The sequence below is a fragment of the Streptomyces albireticuli genome (genome assembly GCF_021228125.1).
Classification (GTDB): Bacteria; Actinomycetota; Actinomycetes; order Streptomycetales; family Streptomycetaceae; genus Streptomyces; species Streptomyces albireticuli.
In genome coordinates, this window is record NZ_JAJQQS010000034.1 from 1 (window position 1) to 22318 (window position 22318).

The following is a 22318-nucleotide window of genomic DNA, read 5'->3' on the forward strand; positions in this document are numbered from 1 at the left end:
CGGCCGCACGGACGTGCAACGCGTCACGGTCCGGATCGGCGTAGACCGCCACACTTTCGATCCCGGCGTCCCGGCACGCACGAGCGACGCGGACAGCGATTTCGCCTCGGTTGGCGATGAGCACCTTACGCACGATGTTTCTCTTCTCCAGAGGTGATCCGTCGGTGGGCACAGGCACAACGAATACGGGGATTGGATTCGGATGATGGGGTCAGCACTCAAGAGGCACTCGAGGGACACTGACATAAAGGTTCCTCGCCCATGACCCCACGGATCAAGGTGTAGCGATTCAGGCTTTGGTGAATTTCCACCGGAGTGCGTCAACTCCGCGCGAGGCCGGCTCCGCCGTCCCGGAACGCCTGCCAGTCGACGTCCGCGCCGCGTACGTGCGCCTGGGCCAGGGCGGCCGTGAGCGTACGGACCTCTGGGCGGGCGCGGCGCAGGGTGGGGACGAGGGCGGCCTCCTCGGGGGCGGCCAGGCAGGACTTCGCGAGCCCCGTCAGGGGGGCGTCGGGGCCGATCTCCAGGAAGGTGGTCACGCCCTGGTCCTCCAGCGTGCGCACGGCGTCCGCGAAGCGGACGGCGCCGCGGACGTGGCGCACCCAGTAGCCGGGGGTGCGGATATCGTCGCCCGCCGGGCGGCCGGTCAGGGTGGAGACCAGCGGAATCGTCGGCTCGCCGAAGGCGGTGTCCTCGATCAGGGCGTGGAAGGGGGCGAGGACGTCTTCCATCAGGGGCGAGTGGAAGGCGTGGCTGACCGGCAGCGCCCGGGTCTTGCGGCCTTCGGCCTTGAGCAGGGCGGCGATCTCCTCGACGGCCGCCCGCTCGCCCGCCAGGACGACGGAGTTGGGTCCGTTGACGGCGGCGACGCCCACGGTGGCGGTGCGGCCTTCCAGGTGGGGGAGGACGTCCGCCTCGGAGGCGAGGACGGCGACCATGACCCCGCCCTCGGGCAGGGCCTGCATCAGCCGGCCGCGACCGGCCACCAGGCGGGCGGCGTCGGCCAGGGTCAGCACACCGGCGGCGTGCGCGGCGGCGATCTCGCCGATGGAGTGCCCGGCCAGGACGTCGGGGCGGAGCCCGAGGCTCTCCAGCAGCCGGAAGAGGGCCACCTCGACGGCGAAGGTGGCGGGCTGGGTGTACTCGGTGCGGGCCAGGCGCGCCGGGTCGGGGTCGTCGACGATCTCGCGCAGCGGGTGCGGCAGGTGCGCGTCGAGGGCGGCGCAGACCTCGTCGAAGGCGTCCGCGTAGGCGGGGAAGGCGCGGTGGAGCTCGGTGCCCATGCCGGGGCGCTGGGCGCCCTGGCCGGTGAAGAGGTAGGCCAGGCGGCCCGTGCCGGCGCGGCCGGTGACGGTTCCGGTGGCGGGGGCGCCCTCGATCAGGGCGTCCAGGGCGCGGACGGCCTCGGCCGCGTCGGCGGCGGGGACGACGGCGCGGTGGGCGCCGGGCGCGTCCGGCGCGGGCGTCTCGCCGGTGCGCAGGAGGTGCTCGCGCAGCTGTCCGGCGCGGTCCCGCAGCGCCTGCTCGTCGGTGGCGGACAGCACCAGCGGTCCGGTGAGCGGAGTGGCGGCGGCCGCTCCGGCGGGGGCCTCTTCGGTTGCGGCGGAGGCCGTGGCGGTGGTGGCGTTCATGGAAGTTTCGCCTCGCGGAGGTTTGTCGGAGAATTCCGGACGCGGGCCGGCGGCGCGCGGGGAGGGCGGCGGCCCGGTGCGGCGATCGCGCGGGTCTAGGCGCGGTGGCGTGGGCGGCCCTGCCGTGCGGGGCGGGATACCGGCGGCAATTCCTGCCGGTCACCGGCGGACGGCGGTCGCGGTCGTGGAATTCGTGGCTGTACGAAGAGCTTCTTCAGCGCGAAACGAAACGTCAAGGTATCCCCCATCAGACCTTGGTGAAACTTCGTCAGAACCGCGTCAACGCGCGATTTCCGAAGGTGGCGGCCGGGCCGCCGGGTGCGAGGCGTCAGGCGTGCCCGAAGCGGAATCCGACACCGCGGACGGTGATGATCCAGCTGGCGGAGCCGAGCTTTCCGCGCAGGCTGCTGACGTGCGTGTCGATGGTGCGGCCGGGCCGCGACCAGGAGTCGTCCCAGACCTGGGTCATGAGCTGCTTGCGCGAGACGACCTTCTCGGGCCGGGACGCGAGGAGGTGGAGCAGGTCGAACTCCTTGCGGGTCACCTCGACGGGCCGCCCGTCCAGGCGGATCTCGCGGGTGCCGGCGTCGATCGTCAGCGGGCCGCTGGTGATGACCTGGGCGGCCGGGGTCTCCGGGCGGACCCGGCGCATGACCGCCTCGATCCGGGCCATCAGCTCGCGGAAGCCGTAGGGCTTGACGACGTAGTCGTCGGCGCCGGCCTGGAGGCCGAGGACCCGGTCGAGCTCGCTGGCGCGGGCCGTGACGGCGATCAGCGGGATGTCGCTGGCGACCCGGATCGCGCGGCAGACCTCCAGTCCGTCCAGGTCGGGCAGTTCCAGGTCGAGGAGGACCAGGTCCGCGCCGCGGTAGGCCTGGAGGGCCTTGCTCCCGGTGCCGACGGTGTCGGTCTCGTAGCCGTGCCGGCGGAGCCCCTGGGTCAGGGACTCGGCGGCCCGGACGTCGCTCTCGATGACCAGCACCCGGAGCGCGTCCCCTGGGCGGGGCTGCGGAAGGGGTGCGGGCGCGGCCGGGGACGCCGTCCGCGGCCTGGGCACTCTTGAGGCACGTATGTGGGGGTCGAGAAGGCTGGTGGCTTGCTGGTTCATCCGCTGCTCCTGCACGTCCGCGCGGCGCTGGGCCGCGAGTCGACCGTTCAACCTGAGATTACAAACCGGCTTGTCGGTTTGTCAAAGCTTTGAGCTTCTACGTCCCCCGGACACACAAGAGGTATTTCAGACACTCTCAACAGCGCCCGCGGCGGGGGCCGGTGGGCCCGGCAGGGCCCGGCCTCGAAGCCCGTAGGGCCACATCGCCGCACGTCACAGAGACGCCGTCACGGAGGGCACCAAACTCCCGAACCGGGCACGGTACGCGACGCGAGGCCCACGCACAGTCGTTTTTGTCCGCCCGTACAACTAGAAATAAAACCAGTTAGTTGGTTTCATGTCTCCCATGATGTTGTGCCACCCCTCACACCTCCCCCCACGCCGGACGCGTGGGCTGCGGGCCGCCGCCTCCGCCCGGCCTGCCATCGTTGTCACGAACTGCCGCAGGAGCCCCCGGTGACCAAACAGGAAAGGGCCATCAACACCCGGCACGCGCTGATCCGGTCCGCGGCCCAGGCGTTCGACCAGCACGGGTACACCCGGGCGAAGCTGTCGGGCATCAGCGCGGGAGCGGGGGTCAGCTCGGGCGCGCTGCACTTCCACTTCGACACCAAGGCGGCCATGGCCGCGGCCGTCGAGGCGGAGGCCGCCCGTACGCTGCACGCGGTCGCCCGCACCGTGCACCGCCGGAGCACCGGCGCCCTGCAGGCCCTGATCGACGCCTCCCACCTCTTCGCCCAGCAGCTGCGCTGGGACATCGTGGTGCGGGCCGGCTTCCGCCTCAACGGCCGTACGCCGCAGGCGCCCGAGTCCGACCTGCGGGGGCAGTGGGCGGCCTGCGTGGGCCGGGCCCTGCGCCAGGCGGCCGAGGAAGGGGCGCTCCTGCCGGGAGCCGCCCAGGAGGACATGACCGCCACGATCGTGGGGGCCACCACGGGCTTCGAGGCCCTCGCCCGGCACGACCGCGCCTGGCTCTCCCGGCCCACCGTCACCGGGCTGTGGCAGGCCCTGCTGCCCTCCCTGGCCACGCCCGAGACGCTCACCCGCCTCCAGCCCGCCGGGACGGAGGCGGTCACCGAGGCCGCCGGGGACGGGGGCGCGCCGGAGTCCGGCCCGCGCCCGGCGCTGCCCACGACCACCTGATCCACCGGCCCTTCCCTCTTTCCGGGGGTGGCGTGCGCACGGGCGCGCACGAGAGGGAGGGGCCGCGGACGGAATCGTCCCGCCCACTGCACCCGGCAGGGGTGCGGGCGGGACCGCACACGAGGCACACAACGGCCCCAGGGCCACGGGAAGTCGGACCCGTGACCCTGGGGCCCCGTCGCGTTTCACGCCGGGGCGGAAGCTGGCCGATTCCCGCGTACACCCGGCCCTCCGGCCGGATCCTTCGCGGCGGCGGACCTAAGCAAAACCGACGGACCGGTTTCCGTCAACGCCCAAACCGGACACTCGCCACTCATTAGCACATCTCCCTACACCGCGGAGCCCTCGACCCACCCTTGACAAACAGGCTGGCCGGTTTGTTAACGTCCGGGGCGTCGGACAGCGTCGCACCGAGCACCGCCCGGTCGGCGAAACGTTCTGGCAGGCGTGCGCTCGCGCCCTGAAGGCCCGGCTCCCGTAGCCGGGTTCGGGCACATTCACGAGGGGGAATCGTGGACACCTTTATCCGCCCCACAAGTCAGTCGGGGGCCGGGCTGCTGGAAGCCATGGTGGGGGAAGGCTTCATGGCGGCACTGCGGGACGGGCTCAGCAGGTCCCTGCCGGTCGAGCGGCAACCCGCGCACACGGCACGGCACATGGGCGACACCGCGCGGGTTCCCGCCCAGCGGCGCCTGACCGTCGTCCCGGCGAAGGCCGGGAACACCAGGGGCGCGGCCGCCGACGGCGTGGACACCGAGGCCGTCCTACGCCGCTTCACCGTCGCCCTGCCGACGGCCCTGGCCGGTTCGCCGGCCACCCGGCCGGGGCTGCGGACCGCGCTGCTGGACTGGGCGCGCCTGACCCTGGCGGGCTCCCGCCCGCCGGTCACCTGGCGGTCCGGGGAGGCCCGCGAGGAGGGTCCGACGGCCGAGGCGGCCTGGGCCGTCCTGCTGGAGTGCGCCCTGCGGGAGGCCCGCGAGGGCGCCCACGGCGACAGCGCGCTCGCCGCGCGCCGCGCCTCCGGGGTGATCCGCCTCCTGGGCGCGGCGGACGGCACCGGAGCGGCCCGCCCGTACCCCGCGGCGGAGGCCGAACAGCTCTGGCGCGAACGGCGCCGTCTCGCCCGCGAGTTGCACGATCAGCTCGCGGCACCCCTCTCCCGGGCCCTGCGCCACCTCGAACCGCGCGCCGCGGACGGGCCGGCCGCGGGCGGTGAGGCACCGGAGGGGGCCCTGGACACGGACAAGGGGGGCCGGCGGGACCTGGCACAGGCACGCCGTCTGGTGCGCGAGGCCCTCGGGCACAGCCGCACCCTCGCCGGCGACCTGCGGGAGCGGACCACGCTGCCGCCGCTGGCCGAGGCGCTGCGGGAGTTCGCCGCCGAGAACGCCCCCGCGCACACCGAGGTGACGGTCTCCAGCACCGGGGACGAGGGGCTGGTCTCGGACGCCTCGCGCCGGGAGCTCTTCCTGGCCCTGCGCGAGTGCCTGGCCAACAGCCTCGCGCACGCCGGACCCGGCCGGATCGAGGTCACCACCCGCGTCACCCGGCGCTGGGCGCACGCCCGCGTCGAGGACCACGGAACGGGCTTCGACCTCGCGGCCACCGACGACCGCCGGGGGCAGGGGCTGCGCTCGATGACCGAGCGGATCGAGGACATCGGCGGCCGGCTGACCCTGGAGACCGCGCCGGGCGAGGGCACGCGCGTCAACATCCACGTACCGCTGGCGGTCCGTTCACAGCCCCTCCCCTGACGGGGCGCCGGGCGGCCGACCGCCCGGTGGACGCGCGGGGCACGGGGGTGGGCCGGGGCGGAGCAGAGGGGGGAACAGATGTCGCACGGGACGGCGGACCGGGCGGAGGGCGGGACGCGGGACGACGCCGGAGACGGGCCGGACCGGTGGCGCGGAGCGCGGCACCGGCCCGCCGGGACCACCCGGCGGGGGAACGACGGCCGCCGGAGGCGGACCCGTCTACCGCTCGCCCCCGGCCTCCCCTTCGGTCGCCTCACCGGCGTGCTGGGCCTGGTAGCTCTCCCAGACCCGGGCGCCCCGGTCGGGGGCGGTGTCCAGGCCGCGCAGCGCGCCGGGCACGGCGATCGCCGGCAGGAAGTAGTCGTAGAGACCGGCGATCTTCGATTCCAGGGTCTCGCCGTCCTCCAGGGCGGTGGAGACGATCTCGATCCCCGTCCACGCGCCCACGAACAGCTTCGCGCCCTGCCGGACGTCGACGTGCGGCAGCAACTCCCCCTGGTCCTTGGCCGCGGCGAGCTGGGCCGCGATGAAGTCGATCCAGCCCTCCCAGGAAGTGCCGAACAGGTCGCGGGCCTTGCGGTCCGCCGACAGCCTGATCGACGCGCTCAGCAAGGGCTCCGCGGGCAGCCGGTGGGCCAGCACCATCCCGATGTCCACCCACTCCTGGAGCCTGGACTCCTGCGGCAGCACACCCTCCGTGGTCAGCGCCTCGCCCAGCACCCCACGGGCCAGCTCCTCCTTGGACGCGAAGTGGAAGTACAGCGCGCCCTTGGTCACGCCGGCCCGCGCGAGGATCTCGGCGATCGTCGCCGACTCGTACCCGAACTCGTCGAAGACGGCACCGGCCGCTTCCAGAATCATGCGGCGGGTCTGGATCGCCCGTGCCTGCTTCGCCACCGGGGCACCTCCTGTGTCGCTGTCACTGGGCACGCCGCCCCGGCCACCGGCGCGGGCGGGTCGCCGTTCTTCTCTCCATCAACCGATTGAAAACCAAACCGGATAGTACGTATCTTATCACCGGTCGGCACGACGGCCGGTGGCCCAGGTACCGCTTGTCTCAAAGGGGATAACTCCGTGTCCTACGCACTCCTCAGCCCCAACCCCGGCCTGACCCACCGCACCGGCGCCCCCGAGGCATCCGGCACCCTCGGCACCCTTCACCTCTCCGGCACTCCTAGCGTCTGCGACCGCGTCCTCGCCCCCGTCCACGTCGGGGTCGCCAAGGAACTGGTCCACCTCAGCTACGAAGACGCGGTCCTGTGCACCAGCCGGCAGCGCCTGGGCGCCCACCGCTTCGCCGTCACCGCCGCCTGGCCCGCGGGGACCAGCGTCCCCCGTCCCGGCCACGGCACCCATCACGACACCCGCGTCGCCGCCCAGACCATACGCCAGGCGGCACTGCTCCTCGCCCACGCGGAATACGGCGCGCCGCTCGCCCACGCCGTACTGCTCCGCACCTTCGACTTCGCGATCGACCCCGCCTGGCCGGGATCCCCGGACCGCCCCACGGCGCTGGACATCGACGTGACCGCCGAGGAGACCGGCCACCGCGCCGGCCGGCCGACCGGGGTCCACCTCCGGATGACCGTCACCAGCGCCGGCCGCGCCGTCGGCACCGCCGACACCGCCTTCGACTGGATCCCCCCGGCCGTCTACCGCCGGCTGCGCGGCGACTACGCCCGCGCCGTGGACGTCCAGCCGCCGCTCCCCGCGCCCGTACCGGTCGCCCCCGCGGCCCTCGGCCGCACCGGCCCGCACCAGATCACCCTCGGCCCCACGGACCGGCCGGACCGCTGGGTCCTGCGCACCGACTTCTCGGACACCGTCCTCTACGACCACCCGGTCGACCACGTCCCCGGGCTCGCCCTCATCGACGCCGCCCAGCAGGCCGCCACGCTCGTCACCGCCCCGCACACCTTCCTGCCGGCCGACACGCGCACCACGTTCGACCGCTACGTCGAGTTCGACCGGCCCTGCCACCTCACCGCCCGTACGACCGGGACCCGCGGCACCCTCACGGTCGAGGTCACCGGCCACCAGGACGGCGAGCGCGTCTTCCGGACGACCGTCACCGGCCCGTTCCACCCCTGACGGCGGCGGCCCGCCGGCCGCGTCCCGCGCGCGACGCCGGGACGCGGCCGCAGGAGGCCGACGCACCCGGCGCCCGGCGCGGCGGCGGGACGGCCCCGGGGCAGGGACGAGACCGCTGCCCCATGCGCCCGGGACCTCCGCCGACGGATCCTGGAAGGACGCCGTCCACCGTGAGGAGGGGCCGCCATGACCGGACGCGACCGGACACCCCGGGTCGGCCCCGACATGCTGCCGGCCTACGGCGTGTGCGCGCTCACCCTGCTCAGCGGCCTGCTGTGGGTCGCGATGATGCTGACCCACCTCGACGCCCCCGGGCTCGCGGACGTCAAGGTCCACTTCGCGGTCGGCAATCTCCTGCTGGGCCTCGGGCTCTCCCTGTCCGGCACCTTCCTCCTCGCGCGCGGGCCGGGGCGGGCGCTGGGGTGGCTGCTGCTGTCGGGCGGCTGTACCTCGGCCGTCACCGAGGCCGTGTGGGTGGTCATCGGCGTCACCCGCCCCGGGCCACCGGCCGGCATCGTCGCCGCGCTGCTCGCGGTGGTCTGCGACGCCCTGTCCGTGTTCGTGGTCTACGCGCTGCCGCTGTGGCTCCCGGACGAGCGGCTGCCCCGGCCCGGCGGCAAGGCGCTGGCGGCCACCGTGGCCCTGTTCACCCTGATCCAGCGGTACGACTTCGCGGCCGTGGAATCCTCCCGGTTCGGCGCGGCGAACCCGCTGCGCCGCGGCGTCTGGGCCGGCCTGGAGTCCTGGCTGCTCTCCTGGGCCGGCCGGCTGCTCGAATGGGGCCCGATCCTCTTCATCGCCCTTCCCCTGGCGGTGATGGCGGTGCGCTGGTACCGCTCCCCCGGGCCGCACCCCGGATACGCCCTCCTCGTGCTGCCCTACCTCCTGTGGCTGGCGGTGGCCTACACCGGCGGCTACGGCCTGCTGCCCGAGCGGCTGTGGCCCCTCCTCTACATCGTCGGCGGCGTGGTGTGGCCGGTGGCCCTGGGGTACGTGCACACCCGGAACCGGTCCTGGTACCTGGACCGGGCCGCGCGCCGCGTCCTGACGGCCTTCCTCCTCACCTGCGGCCTCGTCGTCGTCTACGCCGCGGGCGCGCTCGTGCTGTCCCACTTCACCCTCGGCCCGCTCGCCCCCGGCTCCCTCCTCGTGGGCTCCCTGATCCTGCTGCTCGGCACCTCGCTGCGACCCCTCGCCCGCCGCGCGGCGCGCCTGGTCGACCACTGGTACTACGGCGAGCGCGCCCAGCCCTACCAGGCCGTACGGGAACTGGCCGAACGGCTGGGCCGGGCCGTGGATCCCGAGGACGCCCCCCGCCTGCTGTGCACGACCGTCACGGAGACCGTGGGCCTCCCCGGCGCCCGGCTGCTCGTCCGTACCCGGGACGGCGCCCGGCAGCTCGCCGGCCTCGGCGCCTCGCGCCCCGACGACGAGCTCTTCCCGCTCGTGTACCGGGGAGAGGCCGTCGGCCACCTGTACGCGTCGCCCCGCTCCGGCGAGCTGGCCCTCGACAACCAGGACCGGGAGGCCCTGCGGATCCTGGCCGATCACGCCGCCCCCGCCATCGCCTCGCTGCGCCTGTACCAGGACCTCCGGTCCAGCCGCGAACGGGTGGTCCTCGCCCGGGAGGAGGAGCGCCGGCGGCTGCGCCACGACCTCCACGACGGCCTCGGCCCCGCCCTGTCCGGGCTACGCCTCCAGATCGACGCGGTCCGCGCGGCCGTACCGCCCGCCGCGCCCGCCGCGCGGCCCTTGCGGACGGTCTCCGAGGGCATCGGCCAGGCCATCACGGAACTGCGGCACATCACCGACGGGCTCGCCCCCGCCGCCCTCGCCGGGGGCGATCTCACCCAGGCCCTCCAGCACCTCGCGTCGCTGCTCGGCACCCGGGACCTGCGCATCACCGTCGACCTCAGCCCCTGCCCCCTGCCGCCGCTGCCCGCCGCCCTGGAGGTCGCCGTCTACCGCATCACCGCCGAGGCACTGAACAACGCCGTCCGCCACGCGCACGCGGGACACGCCCGCGCGCGCGTCGCGGTGACGCCCGACGAGGTCACGGTGGGCGTCACGGACGACGGGGGCGGATTCCCGGCCCACGAGCACGAACCGGGGCTCGGGCTCCGGTCCATGGCCGAACGCTCCGAGGAACTCGGCGGCCGGTTCGCCCTCACCAGCACCACCGGCGGCACCACCGTCGAGGCGTCCTTCCCCACCTGCTCGCTGCCGCCCGCTTCCCCGCACGGCTGATCCCGGCGCGGCTGATCCCGGCGCGGCCGGAGGCGACCCGGGAGACGGAGGGGACCGGGGGCTCATGCGCCCGGGACACGGGCGGCGGAATGCTCGTGGCCATGGACCGCGAACAGAAGGAGTTCTCCTCATGTCCCGTACACGTGAGCGTCTGAACGCGACGGCCGCGAGCGTCAGGACCATGGTCGCCTCGGCCTGGGCGACGCTCCGGCGCGACCGCGCCGAAGTCCGCAGATGCCCCCCGAAGTGTGTGGCACCGCCCTCGCGGGACCGCCGGTAGGCCGCCTTTCCCGACCGGACGTCCGCGCCCCCTCCTCCAGGGGCGCGGGCGTTCCCGTGTCCGTACGCCCCTCACGCGCGGCGCCCCGTGTTTCGGGTCCGTCCGAACCCGGAAGTGTTCTCCCTGCCTCTTGCGCTCCGTGTGCCCCACCCGTAAAGGTCCTTGCCGAGGTTCACGCACGCGTAGCTCATCATCAGCTCCCTTGGAGGATTGATGCACGAGTCAGCTCCGCAGGACCAGCGTGAGGATTCCGAGGTCAGCCGCCGCTCCGTGCTGAGGACGGCGGGGGCCGCCGGGGCCGGGCTGGGGCTGGGGCTCGGCGGACCGGCCGCGGCGAGCGCCGCGACCGGTGGCGCGGCGCGGCCGGCGGCGGAGGAGGCCGCCTGGCCGGCGCGGCAGGGCAGGACCATGATGGGTGTGCCGTTCGAGCGGAGGGACACGCTCCGGGTCGGGATCGTCGGCCTGGGCAACCGCGGCGACTACATGACCGAGCTCTTCCTCTCCCTCCCCGGCGTCCGGATCGTCGCGCTGTGCGACACCGTCCGGGAGAAGGCGGAGAAGAACGCCGCCAAGGTCAAGGCGGCGGGACAGCCGGCGCCCGCGCTCTACACCAACGGCGAGGACGACTACGAGCAGTTGTGCGGGCGCGGCGACGTGGACCTCGTCTATGTCGCGACGCCCTGGGAGTGGCACTTCCCGATGGCCGAGGCGGCGCTGACGAACGGCAAGCACGTCGGCGTCGAGTGTCCGGTCGCCATGGAGCTGGACCAGCTGTGGCGGCTGGTCGACCTGTCCGAGCGGCACCGTCGGCACTGCGTCCAGCTGGAGAACTGCTGTTACGGCAAGAACGAGATGCGGGTGCTGCGCATGGCCCACGAGGGCCTGTTCGGGGACCTGCTGCACGCGGCGGGGGCCTACATCCACGACCTGCGCGGCCTGATGTTCTCGCCCACGTACTACACCGGGCCGTGGCGGCGGCTCTGGCACACCCGGCTCAAGGGGGACCTCTACCCCAACCACGGCTTCGGGCCGGCCGCCAACTACATGGACGTCAACCGCGGCGACCGCGCCGTGCGGATCACCACGTTCGGCTCCCCCTCCCTCGGGCTGGCCGCGTACCGCGCGCAGCACATGCCGGCGGGCGACCCGAGCTGGAAGGAGACGTACGTCGAGAGCGACATGTCGATCAGCCTGGTCCAGACGGCGAAGGGCCGGGTGATCCGGCTGGAGCACGCGGTGTCCAACCCTCACCCCTACAGCAGGGTGAACATCCTGGGAGGGACGAAGGGCGTCTTCGAGGACTACCCGCCCCGGATCTATCTGGAGCCGGACATGTCGGATGACGAGTGGGGCGACTTCCAGAAGTACGCGCGGTGGGACCACTGGCTGTGGAAGGAGCACGCCAACCCGCCCGGCGGGCACGGCGGGATGGACTACATCATGCTGTTCCGGCTGGTGCAGTGCATGCGGCTGGGGCTGGTGCCCGACTTCGACGTGTACGACGCGGCCACCTGGACCGCGCCCGTCCCGCTGAGCACCGCCTCCATCAAGGCGAAGGGGGCGCCGCAGGAGATCCCGGACTTCACCCGGGGGCTGTGGCGGAAGCCGCGGCCGGGGATGGACTCGGTGAAGCCTTAGAGGTCCGGGCGGGCACACCGGGAGCCGTTCCCCAGAAGCGGAATGATTCACTCCAGGGGAACGGCTCCTGACCGGCGATCAGCCCGTCGGCGGCCGGGCGCCGGCGGGCCGCCGCCAGGGGGCGGGCCGTCAACGGGCCGGACCGGTCCGCGCGGGACCGGGGTCAGACCGTCGTGTACCCGCCGTCCACCGGCAGCGTCACCCCCGTCACGAAGGACGACCGGTCGCTGCACAGCCACGCCGCGGCCTCCGCTATCTCCTCCGGCTCCGCCGTACGCCCCTGCGGAGTGGCCCGGTGCAGCTCCTTCTCCAGGTGCGGGTTCCGCTCGAACCACCCCTCGATGATCTCGCTGCGCGTCGTCCCCGGCGCCACGGCGTTCACCCGGACCCCCTTCGACGCGTACTCGGCGGCGGCGGCCTTCGTCAGGCCCAGCACGGCGTGCTTCGACGCCACGTAAGGGGCGGCGGCCGGAATCGCCTGGAAACCCCCGACGCTGCTGTTGTTGACGATGGATCCCCCGCCGTTCTCCAGCATGGCGGCGAGTTCGTACCGCATCAGGTTCCATACGCCGCGCACGTTCGTGTCCATGATCGCGTCATAGGCGGAGTCGTCCATCAGGTGCATGGGCGTCTGGTCCCAGCCGATGCCCGCGTTGTTGAAGGCGGCGTCCAGGCGGCCGAAACGGTCCACCGCGAAGTCGACCGCGCGCCGCGCGTCGTCACCGCGCGACACGTCCGTCACCACGTACTCCGCCTCGCCACCGGCCTCGCGCACCTCGCCGACCAGCGCGGCCAGCCGGTCCTCCCGGCGCGCGGCCAGCACCACACGGGCACCCTCCCGCGCGAAGACCCTCGCCGACGCGGCGCCGATGCCGCTCGACGCCCCCGACACCAGCACCGTCCTCCCCGCGAGCAGACCCGAGCCCGACCCCGTACCCGCACCCACGCCCGCACCCATGCCGGCATCCACACGTGACATAGAAACCCTCCCAATCACAGACAGAACACGAATCCTCGCACCCACACGCCCACCATCGTCACCAACCCCTCATAGGGGGTGATACGCCTTCAGGAGAGGTGGCCACGCGGGGTGTCGGGCACCCTAGCCGGACCAGGCGGAACGATCTACGATCACATCCGGTTCCGGACTGTGTACGAGGGGGCACGCGATGCTGCCGGTCGATGTCTTCGAGGCGGTCCGATGACCGCGCGCGGCTTCCTGGTGAGGTGCCCACCCGTGTCCGCGCCCCGTGGAGAGACGGCCGGAACGTCCGGGACGCGCTGGCGGAACCTGCGCCGCCGGTGCCGGGGGATCATCGGCTCGATCCCCGTGCCGGATCCTTTCTCCGCGACCGCGCTCTGCGCCCGCCTCGCCGAGCGCCGCGACCGGCCGCTCCGGCTGCTCGCGCTGCCCACGCCGACCGTGCCCGGCACTCCGTCGGGGCTGCTGCTGTCCGTGGAGCGGGAGGACTTCATCCTCTACGACGCCCGGACCAGTCCCCTGCATCAGGAGCACATCATCGTCCATGAGATCGGACATCTGGTCTGCGGTCACCGGTCGGTGGCGGAGGACGTCCAGCTGGAGCGGCACCTCGACCTCGACGACCCCCGGTCGGTCCGCACCGTGCTGCCCCGGATCCGCTACGGCGACGAGCAGGAGCGGGAGGCCGAGATGATCGCGACCCTCATCCTGGAGGCCGCCGGGCGGGTGCCGGGGCCGACACCGCTGTCGGGAATGCTCGGCGGCCTGGAGTCCGCGATGGGACTGCGGCCGGCCCGGACGGCGGGGACATCATGTTCACGTGGATAGAGGACGCGGGGATCGCCGCGCTGTGGGCGGCGGCCGTCGTCCGCGCGCCCCAGGGGGTGCGCCACCGCGAGCAACGGCCGCTGTGGTTCGCGGTGGTGATGATCGCGCTCGCGATGTCGCTGCACCTGGAGCCGGTCACCGCCGTCCTGGGGCGCGTCGTGCCGGGACCGCACTGGGTCGACCTGACCAAGCACCTGTTCAGCATCGTCGACGCCGCGGCGGTGCTGTGGTTCATCTTCGGCGCGGCGGGCCGGCGGCGGCACGGGGGCGTGGTCTTCGGCGCGGCCGCGGTCGTGATGGTGACCCTCGTCCTGCTGGACCTCGGCGCGCCCGCCCACTCGCGCAATCGGATCGCCCCGTCGCCCGACGTCCCCGGGGTGCCGGACACCTATTGGTGGGTCTTCTTCGCCTTCCACCTCGCGGCCGACACGACCTGCGGGTTCGTGTGCTGGAGCTACGGCAGGACGGGGACGCCGCGGCTGCTGCGGTACGGACTGCGGCTGTTCGGGACGGGCATACTCCTGGCGTCGCTGCTCTGGGTGCTCAAGCTCTTCTACCTGCACACCCGTTCCTCGGTGTTCGCCCCGCTGTTCTCCCCGGTGACGGGGGTGGAGGCGGCGTTCATGGCGGTCGGCGTCGCCCTGCCGGCGGCGGCGCGCCTACGGGCCCACCTCGCGGACCGCAGGTCGTACCACGGCCTGGACCCCCTCTGGCAGGACCTGACGGCGGCCACCCCCGACGTCGTCCTCCGGCCGGGCAACCGGCTCGGCACGGTGGCCGTGCCGCTGCAACTGCTGCTGTACCGCAGGGTGATCGAGATCCGGGACGCGATGATCGTGCTCCGCAACTACGTACCGCCCGCCACGCTCGGCGTCGTACGCCGCCACGTCCGCGACCGCGCGGTGCCCGAACCGCTCGTCGAGGCGCATGTGACGGCCTGCTGGCTGATGGCCGCGATCCACGCCCGGCGCGCGGGCGAGGAGCCCCGCGCCCAGACGGCGGACCTCGCGGGCGCCGGGGCGGACGACCTGGCGGAAGAGATCAACGGGCTGCTGCGGGTCGCGTCGGCGTACCGCTCACCGACGGCGCGGGCGTACCGGGATTCCCTGGTGGAGCGACGGCCCGTGCCCTGACCCGCCGCGCGAAGCGGCCGCGTCCTTCATTCCGTGCCGTCCGCGACGGCCGCCCTCCCGGCCGGAAGCCAGTACCAGGCCGCCGTGGTCGCGACCAGGGAGATCACGGCGGCGGTCATCGCCGTCGTCGCCACGGCGGCCGCGAACGCCTCCCGGGCGACGGCCGGCAAGGCCCCGGCCCCCCGCGAGGGCGTCGCGAGGGGTAACGGCACGGCGTCGCCGGCCCCTTCCCCCAGGCGCGACGCGCAGACCGTCGACAGCACCGACCCCTGCACCGCGACGCCCAGCGCCGCGCCCAGCTGACGCGTGGCCTCGTGGACGGCCGGGCCGAGACCGGGCCGCTCGCGGGGGACCGCGCCCATGACGGTCTCGGTGGCCGCCCACGCGACCAGGCCCGCGCCGAGGCCCGCCACGAGCTCGAAGGTGACGACCCGGCCGTAGCCGGAGCCGGCGCGGGTGCCGGCCTGGACGGCGAAGGCGCAGGTGAGGAGGGTGAGACCGAGGACGACCGGGAGGCGTTCGCCGAAGCGGGCGAGCAGCGGCTGCGCGGCGCCCGCCCCCACGGCCAGCGCGGCGGGCAAGGGCAGCACGAGCGCCCCCGCCTGCCAGGGCGAACACCCCCGCACCGCTTGCAGAGAGAGGATCAGGACGAACAGCGCGCCGAACAGGACCAGGGACATCAGGACGAGGCACGCCGCGCCGGTGCTCACGCGGGCGTCCCGCGGCGGGGACGGCGGGAGCACGGGGTGCCGGGTCCGCCGCTCCCACCCGGCGAAGCAGGCCAGCAGGACGGCCGCGGCACCGTAACCGGTCAGGACGGCCGGGGCGGTCCACCCCCGGGCAGGGCTCTCGACGAACGCCAGGACGAGGGCGAGGAACCCGGCGGCCGACAGGACGAGTCCGCCGAAGTCCGTACGCGCCGGGCCGGGGGCCGCCGCGCGGGACGCGGGGACGAGCGCGAGCACGAGGGCGAGGGCGACGGCCGTCAGGGGGACGTCGATCCAGAAGGCGGCGCGCCAGGAGAACGCCTCGACGAGGAGGCCCCCGACGGCCGGGCCGGTCAGGCCGCCGGCGACACCCGCGACGGCGCCCGCGGTGGACGCCCGGCACCGCGCCGCGGCGCCGCGGTGGAGGTCGCCGAGGAGCGAGAACGCCACGGCCGTCAGGAGGGCGGCGCCGAGGCCCATGCCGCAGCGGGCGGCGATCAGGTGCCCGGGGTGCCGCGCGAGGGCGCCGAGGGCGGAGACGGCACCGCAGAGGGCGAGACCGGCGACCAGGGAACGCCGTCGGCCCGCCCGGTCGGCCACGGCGCCGGCCGCGAGGACGCTCACGCCGAGGACGAGGGCGTAGCCGCCGACGATCCACTGGCTCTGGGCCAGGGTGGCGCCCAGGTCGTGCCGGAGAGCGGGGACGGCGACATCGAGCACGGTCAGGTGCGTGCCGAGGACGAAGAATCCCAGGCAGAGGGCGACGGTGGCGGCACGCGGCCACCGGTGTCCACTGCCGGGCGGGGAGACGCGGGGCGCGGCACGCTCGGGGTCCATGGAGGTCACGGACCGCCGGTGCGCGCGTCGAACGGGGTCGGGACGAGGACGGTCTCCCCCTCGGCGAGCCGGGCCGGGAGCCCGGACCACGGGGAGTCCAGGCCGTCGGGGCCGCCGGGGAGGCGGCGGCCGGCCCTCGCGCTCGCGACCTCACGTCTGCTCCCGGCCGCCGAACGGTCCATGCGCGCCCCCGTGTTGTCACCGACTGACACCGGGAGCCTTCCCTCCCCGCCGCGAGAAATCGGCGGCTACGGTCGGTAGCCACGAAAGAGTGATGGGCGCCCGGGTAGGGCCGATTGTCCGCTCATGCGAAAGAGACGAAAGAGAGGGGCCGCATGGCGCGTGGTCGCGAGGGCACGGGCGCGGGCGCGCGTGGCGGGGCTGCTCCATCCGTGTTGCGATGGAAGGAGGACCCGGGGAGCCCGTGCACGGAAGAAATGGAGCGATCATGGCTACGAGGAAGAAGCTCCTGGCCCGCGACATCATGTCCACCAAGGGCGTGCAGTGCGTCGGCGAGCACGAATCGCTGCTCGACGCGTCGCGGATGATGCGTGACCTCAAGGTCGGCTGCCTGCCCATCTGCGGGGACGACCAGCGCCTCAAGGGCGTCATCACCGACCGCGACATCGTCGTACAGTGCGTGGCCGAGGGCCGTGACGCCTCGGGCGTGCAGGCGGGCGAGCTGGCCGGCGCGCTGCACTGGGTGGACGCCGAGGCCGACGCGAACGAGGCCCTGGAGACCATGGAACGGCACCAGATCAAGCGCCTGCCGGTGATCGACGTCAAGAACGACCACCGCCTGTGCGGCATGATCACGGAAGCGGACCTCGCGAAGAACCTCACCGACGAGCAGATCGCCGAGTTCGCGTCCCGGGTGTACGCGACCGCCGGCTGACCCGTCAGGTCCCCTCCGCCACCGGACGGGCGTCCCGGGCCGTCACGCGCCACGAGCGCGCGGCGGCCCGGACGCGTGCGCCCCGGTTCCGCCACGGGCCGCCCCGGCGGCCGTGGCTTCCCTTCCCGCTCCGCGGTGCCTCCGGACGGAGCGCCGACGACCACGGGCCTCGCGCCGGAGCGGCCCTCCGTGACCACCCGTCCCACGGCTCCCGGCGCCCGTCACTCGTACGAGCAAGGTCTCGCCCGGCACCCGCGCGGCTGCCTCCGCATGGTGGACCCTGACCGCAAAAAGGTTACGGCACAGGGAGGTTGACGCCCATGGAGGGACCGCGCGACAAGGACGGAACGCACGCCCGAGCGGGTGCGCCGCGCGCCGGTAAGGAACTGTGCATCGGGGCCGTCGTGCCGCTCACGGGGCGGCTCGGCAGCCTGGGTCACCCGCTCGCCTTCGTCCTGGAACACCTCGCCCCACGCCTGACCCGCCTCACCCACGACGGCCGCCGGTACCCCCTGCGCCTCGCCGTACGCGACAGCCGCTCCGAGCCCGGCCGGGCCCGCCGGGCGGTCGCCGAGCTCGTCGCGCGGGAGGGTGCCCGCGTCGTGGTGACCATGGCCGGCACCCAGGTGCTGCCGGCCGTGGCCGACGCCTGCCAGGACCTCGGGGTGCCCTGCCTGTCCACCACCTTCCCCTGGCAGGCCTACGTCCTCACCCAGGGCGGCGGCCGGGGCCGGGCACCGGGCTGGACGTACCACTTCGCGTGGGGACTGGACGACATCGCGGACGTCTTCGCCGACATGTGGGAACGCGCCGGCGCCGCGCGGACCGTCGGCTGCCTGTGGAACGACGGACGGCAGGGGCGTCTCCTGCGCCACCCCCGGCACGGCTTCGCGCCCGCCGCGACCGCGCGCGGCCACACGCTCGTCGACCCCGGCGGTTACGCGGAGCCGGGCGGTGACGGCTTCGCGGAACACGTCCGGCGGTTCCAGGACGCGGGAGCGGACATCGTCACCAGCGCCGCGACCGGCGCCGACCTCACGCTCTTCCTCCGCCGGGCGCACGAGGCCGGGCTGCGGCCCCGGCTGGTGACCTGTTCCCGCTGGCTCGCCTACCCACCCGATACGCGCCGGGCGGCCACGGCTCCCCAGGCCGTGCCCCCGGGTCCCCCCTCGTGCCGCTCGGCCCCGTCCGGCCCGAGTGCCCACGCCACCCCCGCCGGCCCCGCCTGCCCCACCGCTCAAGTGGCCACGCTGGTCTACTGGACGCCCCGGCACCCCTACCGCTCCTCCCTGGACGGCAGTTCCGCCGCCCGGCTCGCCGACGCCTACCGGTCGGCGACCGGCCGCCCCTGGCTCCAGCCGCTCGGCCTGGCCCACGCCCTGCTGGAGGTCGCCGCGCACGCCCTGGGCACCGCGGCGGACCCCACCGACCGGCGCGCCGTGGCCGAGGCGCTCGGCCGCACCAAGCTCTCCACCGTCGCCGGGGACCTGGACTTCACCACGGGTCCCGCCCCCGGCATCGCCCTGCTGCCGCTCGCCGGAGGCCAGTGGCAGCCCACCGGGCGGGGCCACCGGCTCGCCGTCGTGAGCAACAACCGCCTGCCCCAGGTCCCGCTCGACGGCGACCTCGTCCTCGGCGGACCGGACAGGTGACGTCTCGTCAATTCCAGTCTCCGGGACTCGATATGGACAATCAAACCGTCCGTCCCCCCCGTACCGCGCGCACCGGGACGAATGGGGCTACCCGCACGGCACCCGGCTCACACCTCGCATCACCGATGCGGGGGAGAGTTTCCCCGATCGCCCCCCTGCCGCCCGGGAAGTACCCCGAGAGTTGACCGCATGAGCTTGACCACCGCAGGGAAAACCCCCGGGCCCGTCCGGTTCTACCTGGCTTGCGACCACCGCGGCTGCGACGCCCGGACCACCTTCGACCTCGTCATCCCCGACCCCGGTCCCTCCCGCGACGACGATCTGTGGGGATACCTCCTCCACCACGCCCACACCGCCACTCCCCACATCAAGGAGCTCGGCTGGGCCTATATCCACGGCGACGGCTACTGGTGTCCCGACTGCTGCACCGCGGCCCACCACCAACCCCATCCGCTCCCCGGACACACCTGACGGCACCCGACTCACCCGCCGCCCCGGCCGCGCCCGCATCCCGTCCCCCACCGCGCCCCGGTCCCCGGCTCCCGGGCCGGCCTGTACGGGCCTCTGATCAGGAAGGTGATCAGGAACGCGGGAATGCGGGAAGGGTGACGGAGAAGGAGTGACGGCCGCCGGGCGGACGGTGCCGGAACAGCACCGTCCGCCCGGCCGGGAAGCGGGCACCGAGGAGCAGCAGTGCACGAGCCGGACCGGGTGGACATCCAGGACCAGCACCAGGAACAGCGCCAGGAGAGGGAGCGAGCGAGCTCGGCCGCCCGCCAGGAGGCGGCGCGCCTGACCGCGCGGAACATCCACGGCATCGCCCTCACCTGGGTCGACAATTCCGGGATCACCCGCGTCAAGACCATCCCCACCGCCCGGCTCCCGCACACCGCGCGCTGGGGCGCCGGGGCCTCCCCCGTCCTCGACGTCTTCCTCTCCGACGACTCCGCCGTCACCAGCCCCCACCTCGGCGGCCCCGACGGCGATCTGCGGATCTTCCCCGACCTCTCCCTGCTGACCCCGCTCGCGGCGCAGCCCGGCTGGGCCTGGGCCCCCACGGACCGCTACGAACAGGACGGCACCCCCTACGTCGCGTGCCAGCGCCAGTTCGCCCGGCGCATGACCGCCCGCGCGGCCCGCCACGGTCTGCACCTGCGCATGGGCATCGAGACCGAATGGACCGTCACCACCCGTACCGGCACGGCCACCGGCGCCGAGGAGCCCTACGCGGGCCCCGGCCCCGCCTACGGCATGACGCGGCTGGTGGAGCTCTCGGACTACCTCGACGACATCCTCCAGGCCCTGGCCGCGCAGGACGTCGAGGTGCTCCAGCTCCATCCGGAGTACGCGCCCGGCCAGTTCGAGGTCTCGACCGCCCCCACCGACCCCGTCACGGCCGCCGATCACGCCGTCCTCGTCCGGGAGACCATCCGCGCCGTCTCCACCCGGCACGCGCTGTCGGCGTCCTTCGCGCCCGTCACCCGGGCGGGCGCCGTCGGCAACGGCGCCCATCTGCACCTGAGTCTGTGGCGGGACGGTGTGAACCTGTGCCGGGGCGGCGAGGGTCCGCAGGCCATGACCAAGTCGTGCGAGGCGTTCCTCGCCGGGATCCTCCGGGAGCTGCCCGCCCTGCTCGCCCTGGGCGCGCCGCTGCCGGCGAGCTATCTGCGGCTCACGCCCTCGCGGTGGGCCGGCGCCTACCACTGCTGGGGCGTGGAGAACCGCGAGGCGGCCCTCCGCTTCATCCCCGGGCCACCGCACGACCCCGACGCGGCCAACGCCGAGATCAAGTGCTTCGACCCGGCCGCCAACCCCTACCTGGTCGTCGGCACCGTCATCGCCGCCGGGCTCGCCGGGCTCGACGACGGCCTCGCCCTCCCGGCCCCGGTCGCCGGGAACCCCGTCACCACCGGTTCCGCGCCCCGCCTGCCCGCCTCCCTGCCCGAGGCGCTCGGCCACTTCACCCGGTCCGCCCTCCTGCGCGACGCGCTCGGCGACCCCCTCTTCGAGGCGCTCCTCGCCGTCCGCCGGGGCGAGCACGCGCTGGCGGAGGGCAAGGATCCGCAGGCGCTCGCGGACGCCCTCCGCGGCCGCTACTGAGGGGGACCACGGGGAACGAGGCACCGGAAGACGCGAAAGGACGGCACCGATGGATCCGGTCGAAGCCCCCGCACGGTTGGTGGACCACCACTGCCACGGGGTCGCGCGCCACGCCCTCACGGAGGCGCGGTTCGCCTCCTACCTCACGGAGTCCGACGCGCCCGCGGCCGCCGGCACCACTTTCTTCGACACCCAGCTGGGCTTCGCCCTGCGCCGCTGGTGCCCGCCCGCGCTGGGGCTCCCCGCGCACTGCCCGCCCGCCGACTACCTGGCCCGGCGCACCGAGCTGGGCACGGACGAGACGACCCGGCGGCTGCTCCGCGCCACCGGCATCACGGACCTCCTCGTCGACACGGGTCTGTCCGCCGGCCTGACCACACCGGCCCGGCTCGCCACCGTCTCCGGGGCCCGCGCCCACGAGATCGTACGGCTGGAGACCGTCGCGGAGGCCGCCGCCGACGCGGCCGGGACCGCCCGGGACCTGGTCACCCGGCTGACCGCCGGCGTCCATGACGCGGCCCGCACCGCCGTCGCCTTCAAGTCGGTGATCGCCTACCGCCACGGCCTGGACTTCGCCCCGGAGCCGCCCACCGGCCACGAGGTCCACCGGGCCGCGGGCGGCTGGCTCGCCGGCAGGCGGCCGGCTGACCGACCCGGTGCTCCTGCGCCATCTGCTGTGGACCGCCGTCGCCACGGGCCGCCCGCTCCAGTTCCACACCGGGTTCGGCGACCCCGACCTACGGCTGCACCGCTGCGATCCCCTGCTCCTCACGGACTTCCTGCGCGCCGTGCGCCCCACCGGCTGCCCGGTGGTCCTCCTCCACACCTATCCCTACCACCGCAATGCCGCCTACCTCAGCCACGCCTACGCACACGTCCACACCGACATCGGTCTCACCGTCCCGCACGTCGGGGTGCGCGCCGGCGCCGTCCTGGCCGAGACCCTCGAACTGGCGCCGTTCGGGAAGCTGATGTTCTCCACCGACGCCTACGGCCTGCCCGAGCTGTACCTCACGGCGGTCCGCCTCTTCGGCCACGCCCTCGGCCGTCTGCTGTCGGGCTGGGTGGGCGACGGCGCCTGGACGGCCGGGGACGCCCGGCGCGTGGCGGATCTGATCGCCGAGGGCAACGCGCGACGCGTCTACGGTCTCGGGCCGGCGGAGGCGTAGCGTCCGCACCGGCGTCGCCGGTGGCCCACCGGCCGTGCCGCCCGTACGAGCAGCGGGGCGGGCGCATGTCGCCGACGGGCCCGGCGGTGCGGGTGATGGCGCCCTCACGCCCCGGACCCGCGC

At 74.2% G+C, this 22318-nt stretch carries 18 protein-coding genes and 1 pseudogene; 12 read left to right on the top strand and 7 right to left on the bottom strand.

Annotated features, from left to right (window positions below; genetic code table 11):
• The 3 genes from LUZ64_RS35210 to LUZ64_RS35220 all read right to left on the bottom strand — a co-directional run.
• Window positions 1–133: biotin carboxylase N-terminal domain-containing protein (locus LUZ64_RS35210; protein WP_143593021.1), on the bottom strand; the 133-nt coding region annotated here is incomplete at its 3' end.
• Window positions 134–320: 187 nt separating this feature from the next.
• The gene (locus LUZ64_RS35215; protein WP_095581455.1) at window positions 321–1631 is read right to left on the bottom strand and encodes an acyltransferase domain-containing protein; all 1311 of its coding nucleotides are present in this window, start codon (window positions 1629–1631) and stop codon (window positions 321–323) included.
• 328 nt (window positions 1632–1959) lie between these two features.
• The gene (locus LUZ64_RS35220) at window positions 1960–2739 is read right to left on the bottom strand and encodes a response regulator transcription factor (RefSeq protein ID WP_095581456.1); all 780 of its coding nucleotides are present in this window, start codon (window positions 2737–2739) and stop codon (window positions 1960–1962) included.
• 456 nt (window positions 2740–3195) lie between these two features.
• Between LUZ64_RS35220 and LUZ64_RS35225 the strand changes: the two genes are divergently transcribed.
• Window positions 3196–3882, top strand: a complete 687-nt coding sequence (locus LUZ64_RS35225) for a ScbR family autoregulator-binding transcription factor (protein WP_095581457.1) — start codon at window positions 3196–3198, stop codon at window positions 3880–3882.
• Window positions 3883–4394: 512 nt separating this feature from the next.
• Complete coding sequence (locus LUZ64_RS35230) at window positions 4395–5636, top strand: sensor histidine kinase (protein ID WP_143593131.1); 1242 nt, start codon at window positions 4395–4397, stop codon at window positions 5634–5636.
• A 219-nt stretch (window positions 5637–5855) separates the two neighbouring features.
• Here the strand turns inward: LUZ64_RS35230 and LUZ64_RS35235 are convergent, their stop codons facing one another.
• Window positions 5856–6533, bottom strand: coding sequence for a ScbR family autoregulator-binding transcription factor (locus LUZ64_RS35235; protein ID WP_095585301.1), 678 nt, complete (start codon window positions 6531–6533; stop codon window positions 5856–5858).
• 177 nt (window positions 6534–6710) lie between these two features.
• Between LUZ64_RS35235 and LUZ64_RS35240 the strand changes: the two genes are divergently transcribed.
• The 3 genes from LUZ64_RS35240 to LUZ64_RS35250 all read left to right on the top strand — a co-directional run bounded on the left by LUZ64_RS35240 (window position 6711) and on the right by LUZ64_RS35250 (window position 11892).
• Window positions 6711–7727: a ScbA/BarX family gamma-butyrolactone biosynthesis protein gene (locus tag LUZ64_RS35240; RefSeq protein ID WP_095585300.1), complete on the top strand. Its 1017-nt coding sequence runs from the start codon at window positions 6711–6713 to the stop codon at window positions 7725–7727.
• A 186-nt stretch (window positions 7728–7913) separates the two neighbouring features.
• A complete protein-coding gene (locus tag LUZ64_RS35245; RefSeq protein ID WP_095585299.1) occupies window positions 7914–9974 on the top strand; it encodes a sensor histidine kinase in 2061 nt (686 codons plus the stop codon).
• Between the two features lie 493 nt (window positions 9975–10467).
• On the top strand, window positions 10468–11892 hold the full coding sequence (locus LUZ64_RS35250) for a Gfo/Idh/MocA family protein (protein WP_095585298.1): 1425 nt from the start codon (window positions 10468–10470) through the stop codon (window positions 11890–11892).
• A gap of 163 nt (window positions 11893–12055) precedes the next feature.
• Here LUZ64_RS35250 and LUZ64_RS35255 read toward each other — a convergent pair whose 3' ends face one another.
• Entirely contained in the window at window positions 12056–12871 is an 816-nt protein-coding gene (locus LUZ64_RS35255) for an SDR family NAD(P)-dependent oxidoreductase (protein WP_372478762.1), read from the bottom strand.
• 258 nt (window positions 12872–13129) lie between these two features.
• Between LUZ64_RS35255 and LUZ64_RS35260 the strand changes: the two genes are divergently transcribed.
• Window positions 13130–13702, top strand: coding sequence for a M48 family metalloprotease (locus LUZ64_RS35260; protein ID WP_095585296.1), 573 nt, complete (start codon window positions 13130–13132; stop codon window positions 13700–13702).
• The gene (locus tag LUZ64_RS35265) at window positions 13687–14835 is read left to right on the top strand and encodes an MAB_1171c family putative transporter (protein ID WP_095585295.1); all 1149 of its coding nucleotides are present in this window, start codon (window positions 13687–13689) and stop codon (window positions 14833–14835) included. The genes LUZ64_RS35260 and LUZ64_RS35265 overlap by 16 nt, the downstream gene beginning before the upstream one ends.
• Before the next feature lie 26 nt (window positions 14836–14861).
• Here LUZ64_RS35265 and LUZ64_RS35270 read toward each other — a convergent pair whose 3' ends face one another.
• Both LUZ64_RS35270 and LUZ64_RS35275 read right to left on the bottom strand, forming a co-directional pair.
• Window positions 14862–16379 carry an MFS transporter gene (locus tag LUZ64_RS35270; protein WP_232399054.1) on the bottom strand — a complete coding sequence of 506 codons (1518 nt, stop codon included), beginning with the start codon at window positions 16377–16379 and terminating at the stop codon, window positions 14862–14864.
• Between the two features lie 5 nt (window positions 16380–16384).
• Window positions 16385–16591: a hypothetical protein gene (locus LUZ64_RS35275; protein ID WP_095585293.1), complete on the bottom strand. Its 207-nt coding sequence runs from the start codon at window positions 16589–16591 to the stop codon at window positions 16385–16387.
• A gap of 236 nt (window positions 16592–16827) precedes the next feature.
• Between LUZ64_RS35275 and LUZ64_RS35280 the strand changes: the two genes are divergently transcribed.
• The 5 genes and pseudogenes from LUZ64_RS35280 (at window position 16828) to LUZ64_RS35300 (ending at window position 22195) form a co-directional block, all read left to right on the top strand.
• Entirely contained in the window at window positions 16828–17274 is a 447-nt protein-coding gene (locus LUZ64_RS35280; RefSeq protein WP_095585292.1) for a CBS domain-containing protein, read from the top strand.
• A 320-nt stretch (window positions 17275–17594) separates the two neighbouring features.
• The gene (locus LUZ64_RS35285; RefSeq protein ID WP_232399050.1) at window positions 17595–18926 is read left to right on the top strand and encodes an ABC transporter substrate-binding protein; all 1332 of its coding nucleotides are present in this window, start codon (window positions 17595–17597) and stop codon (window positions 18924–18926) included.
• 189 nt (window positions 18927–19115) lie between these two features.
• On the top strand, window positions 19116–19397 hold the full coding sequence (locus tag LUZ64_RS35290) for a hypothetical protein (protein WP_095578584.1): 282 nt from the start codon (window positions 19116–19118) through the stop codon (window positions 19395–19397).
• A 222-nt stretch (window positions 19398–19619) separates the two neighbouring features.
• Window positions 19620–21026: a type I glutamate--ammonia ligase gene (locus tag LUZ64_RS35295; protein ID WP_232399052.1), complete on the top strand. Its 1407-nt coding sequence runs from the start codon at window positions 19620–19622 to the stop codon at window positions 21024–21026.
• A 49-nt stretch (window positions 21027–21075) separates the two neighbouring features.
• Window positions 21076–22195: pseudogene (locus LUZ64_RS35300) on the top strand (amidohydrolase family protein).
• Window positions 22196–22318 lie beyond the last annotated feature (123 nt).

Excerpts from the sequence above, each read along its gene's own strand:
- LUZ64_RS35215 (WP_095581455.1), bottom strand. The coding sequence starts at position 1,631 with ATGAACGCCACCACCGCCACGGCCTCCGCCGCAACCGAAGAGGCCCCC.
- LUZ64_RS35220 (WP_095581456.1), bottom strand. The coding sequence starts at position 2,739 with ATGAACCAGCAAGCCACCAGCCTTCTCGACCCCCACATACGTGCCTCA.
- LUZ64_RS35245 (WP_095585299.1), top strand. The coding sequence starts at position 7,914 with ATGACCGGACGCGACCGGACACCCCGGGTCGGCCCCGACATGCTGCCG.
- LUZ64_RS35250 (WP_095585298.1), top strand. The coding sequence starts at position 10,468 with ATGCACGAGTCAGCTCCGCAGGACCAGCGTGAGGATTCCGAGGTCAGC.
- LUZ64_RS35255 (WP_372478762.1), bottom strand. The coding sequence starts at position 12,871 with ATGTCACGTGTGGATGCCGGCATGGGTGCGGGCGTGGGTGCGGGTACG.
- LUZ64_RS35265 (WP_095585295.1), top strand. The coding sequence starts at position 13,687 with ATGTTCACGTGGATAGAGGACGCGGGGATCGCCGCGCTGTGGGCGGCG.
- LUZ64_RS35270 (WP_232399054.1), bottom strand. The coding sequence starts at position 16,379 with ATGGACCCCGAGCGTGCCGCGCCCCGCGTCTCCCCGCCCGGCAGTGGA.
- LUZ64_RS35280 (WP_095585292.1), top strand. The coding sequence starts at position 16,828 with ATGGCTACGAGGAAGAAGCTCCTGGCCCGCGACATCATGTCCACCAAG.
- LUZ64_RS35285 (WP_232399050.1), top strand. The coding sequence starts at position 17,595 with ATGGAGGGACCGCGCGACAAGGACGGAACGCACGCCCGAGCGGGTGCG.
- LUZ64_RS35290 (WP_095578584.1), top strand. The coding sequence starts at position 19,116 with ATGAGCTTGACCACCGCAGGGAAAACCCCCGGGCCCGTCCGGTTCTAC.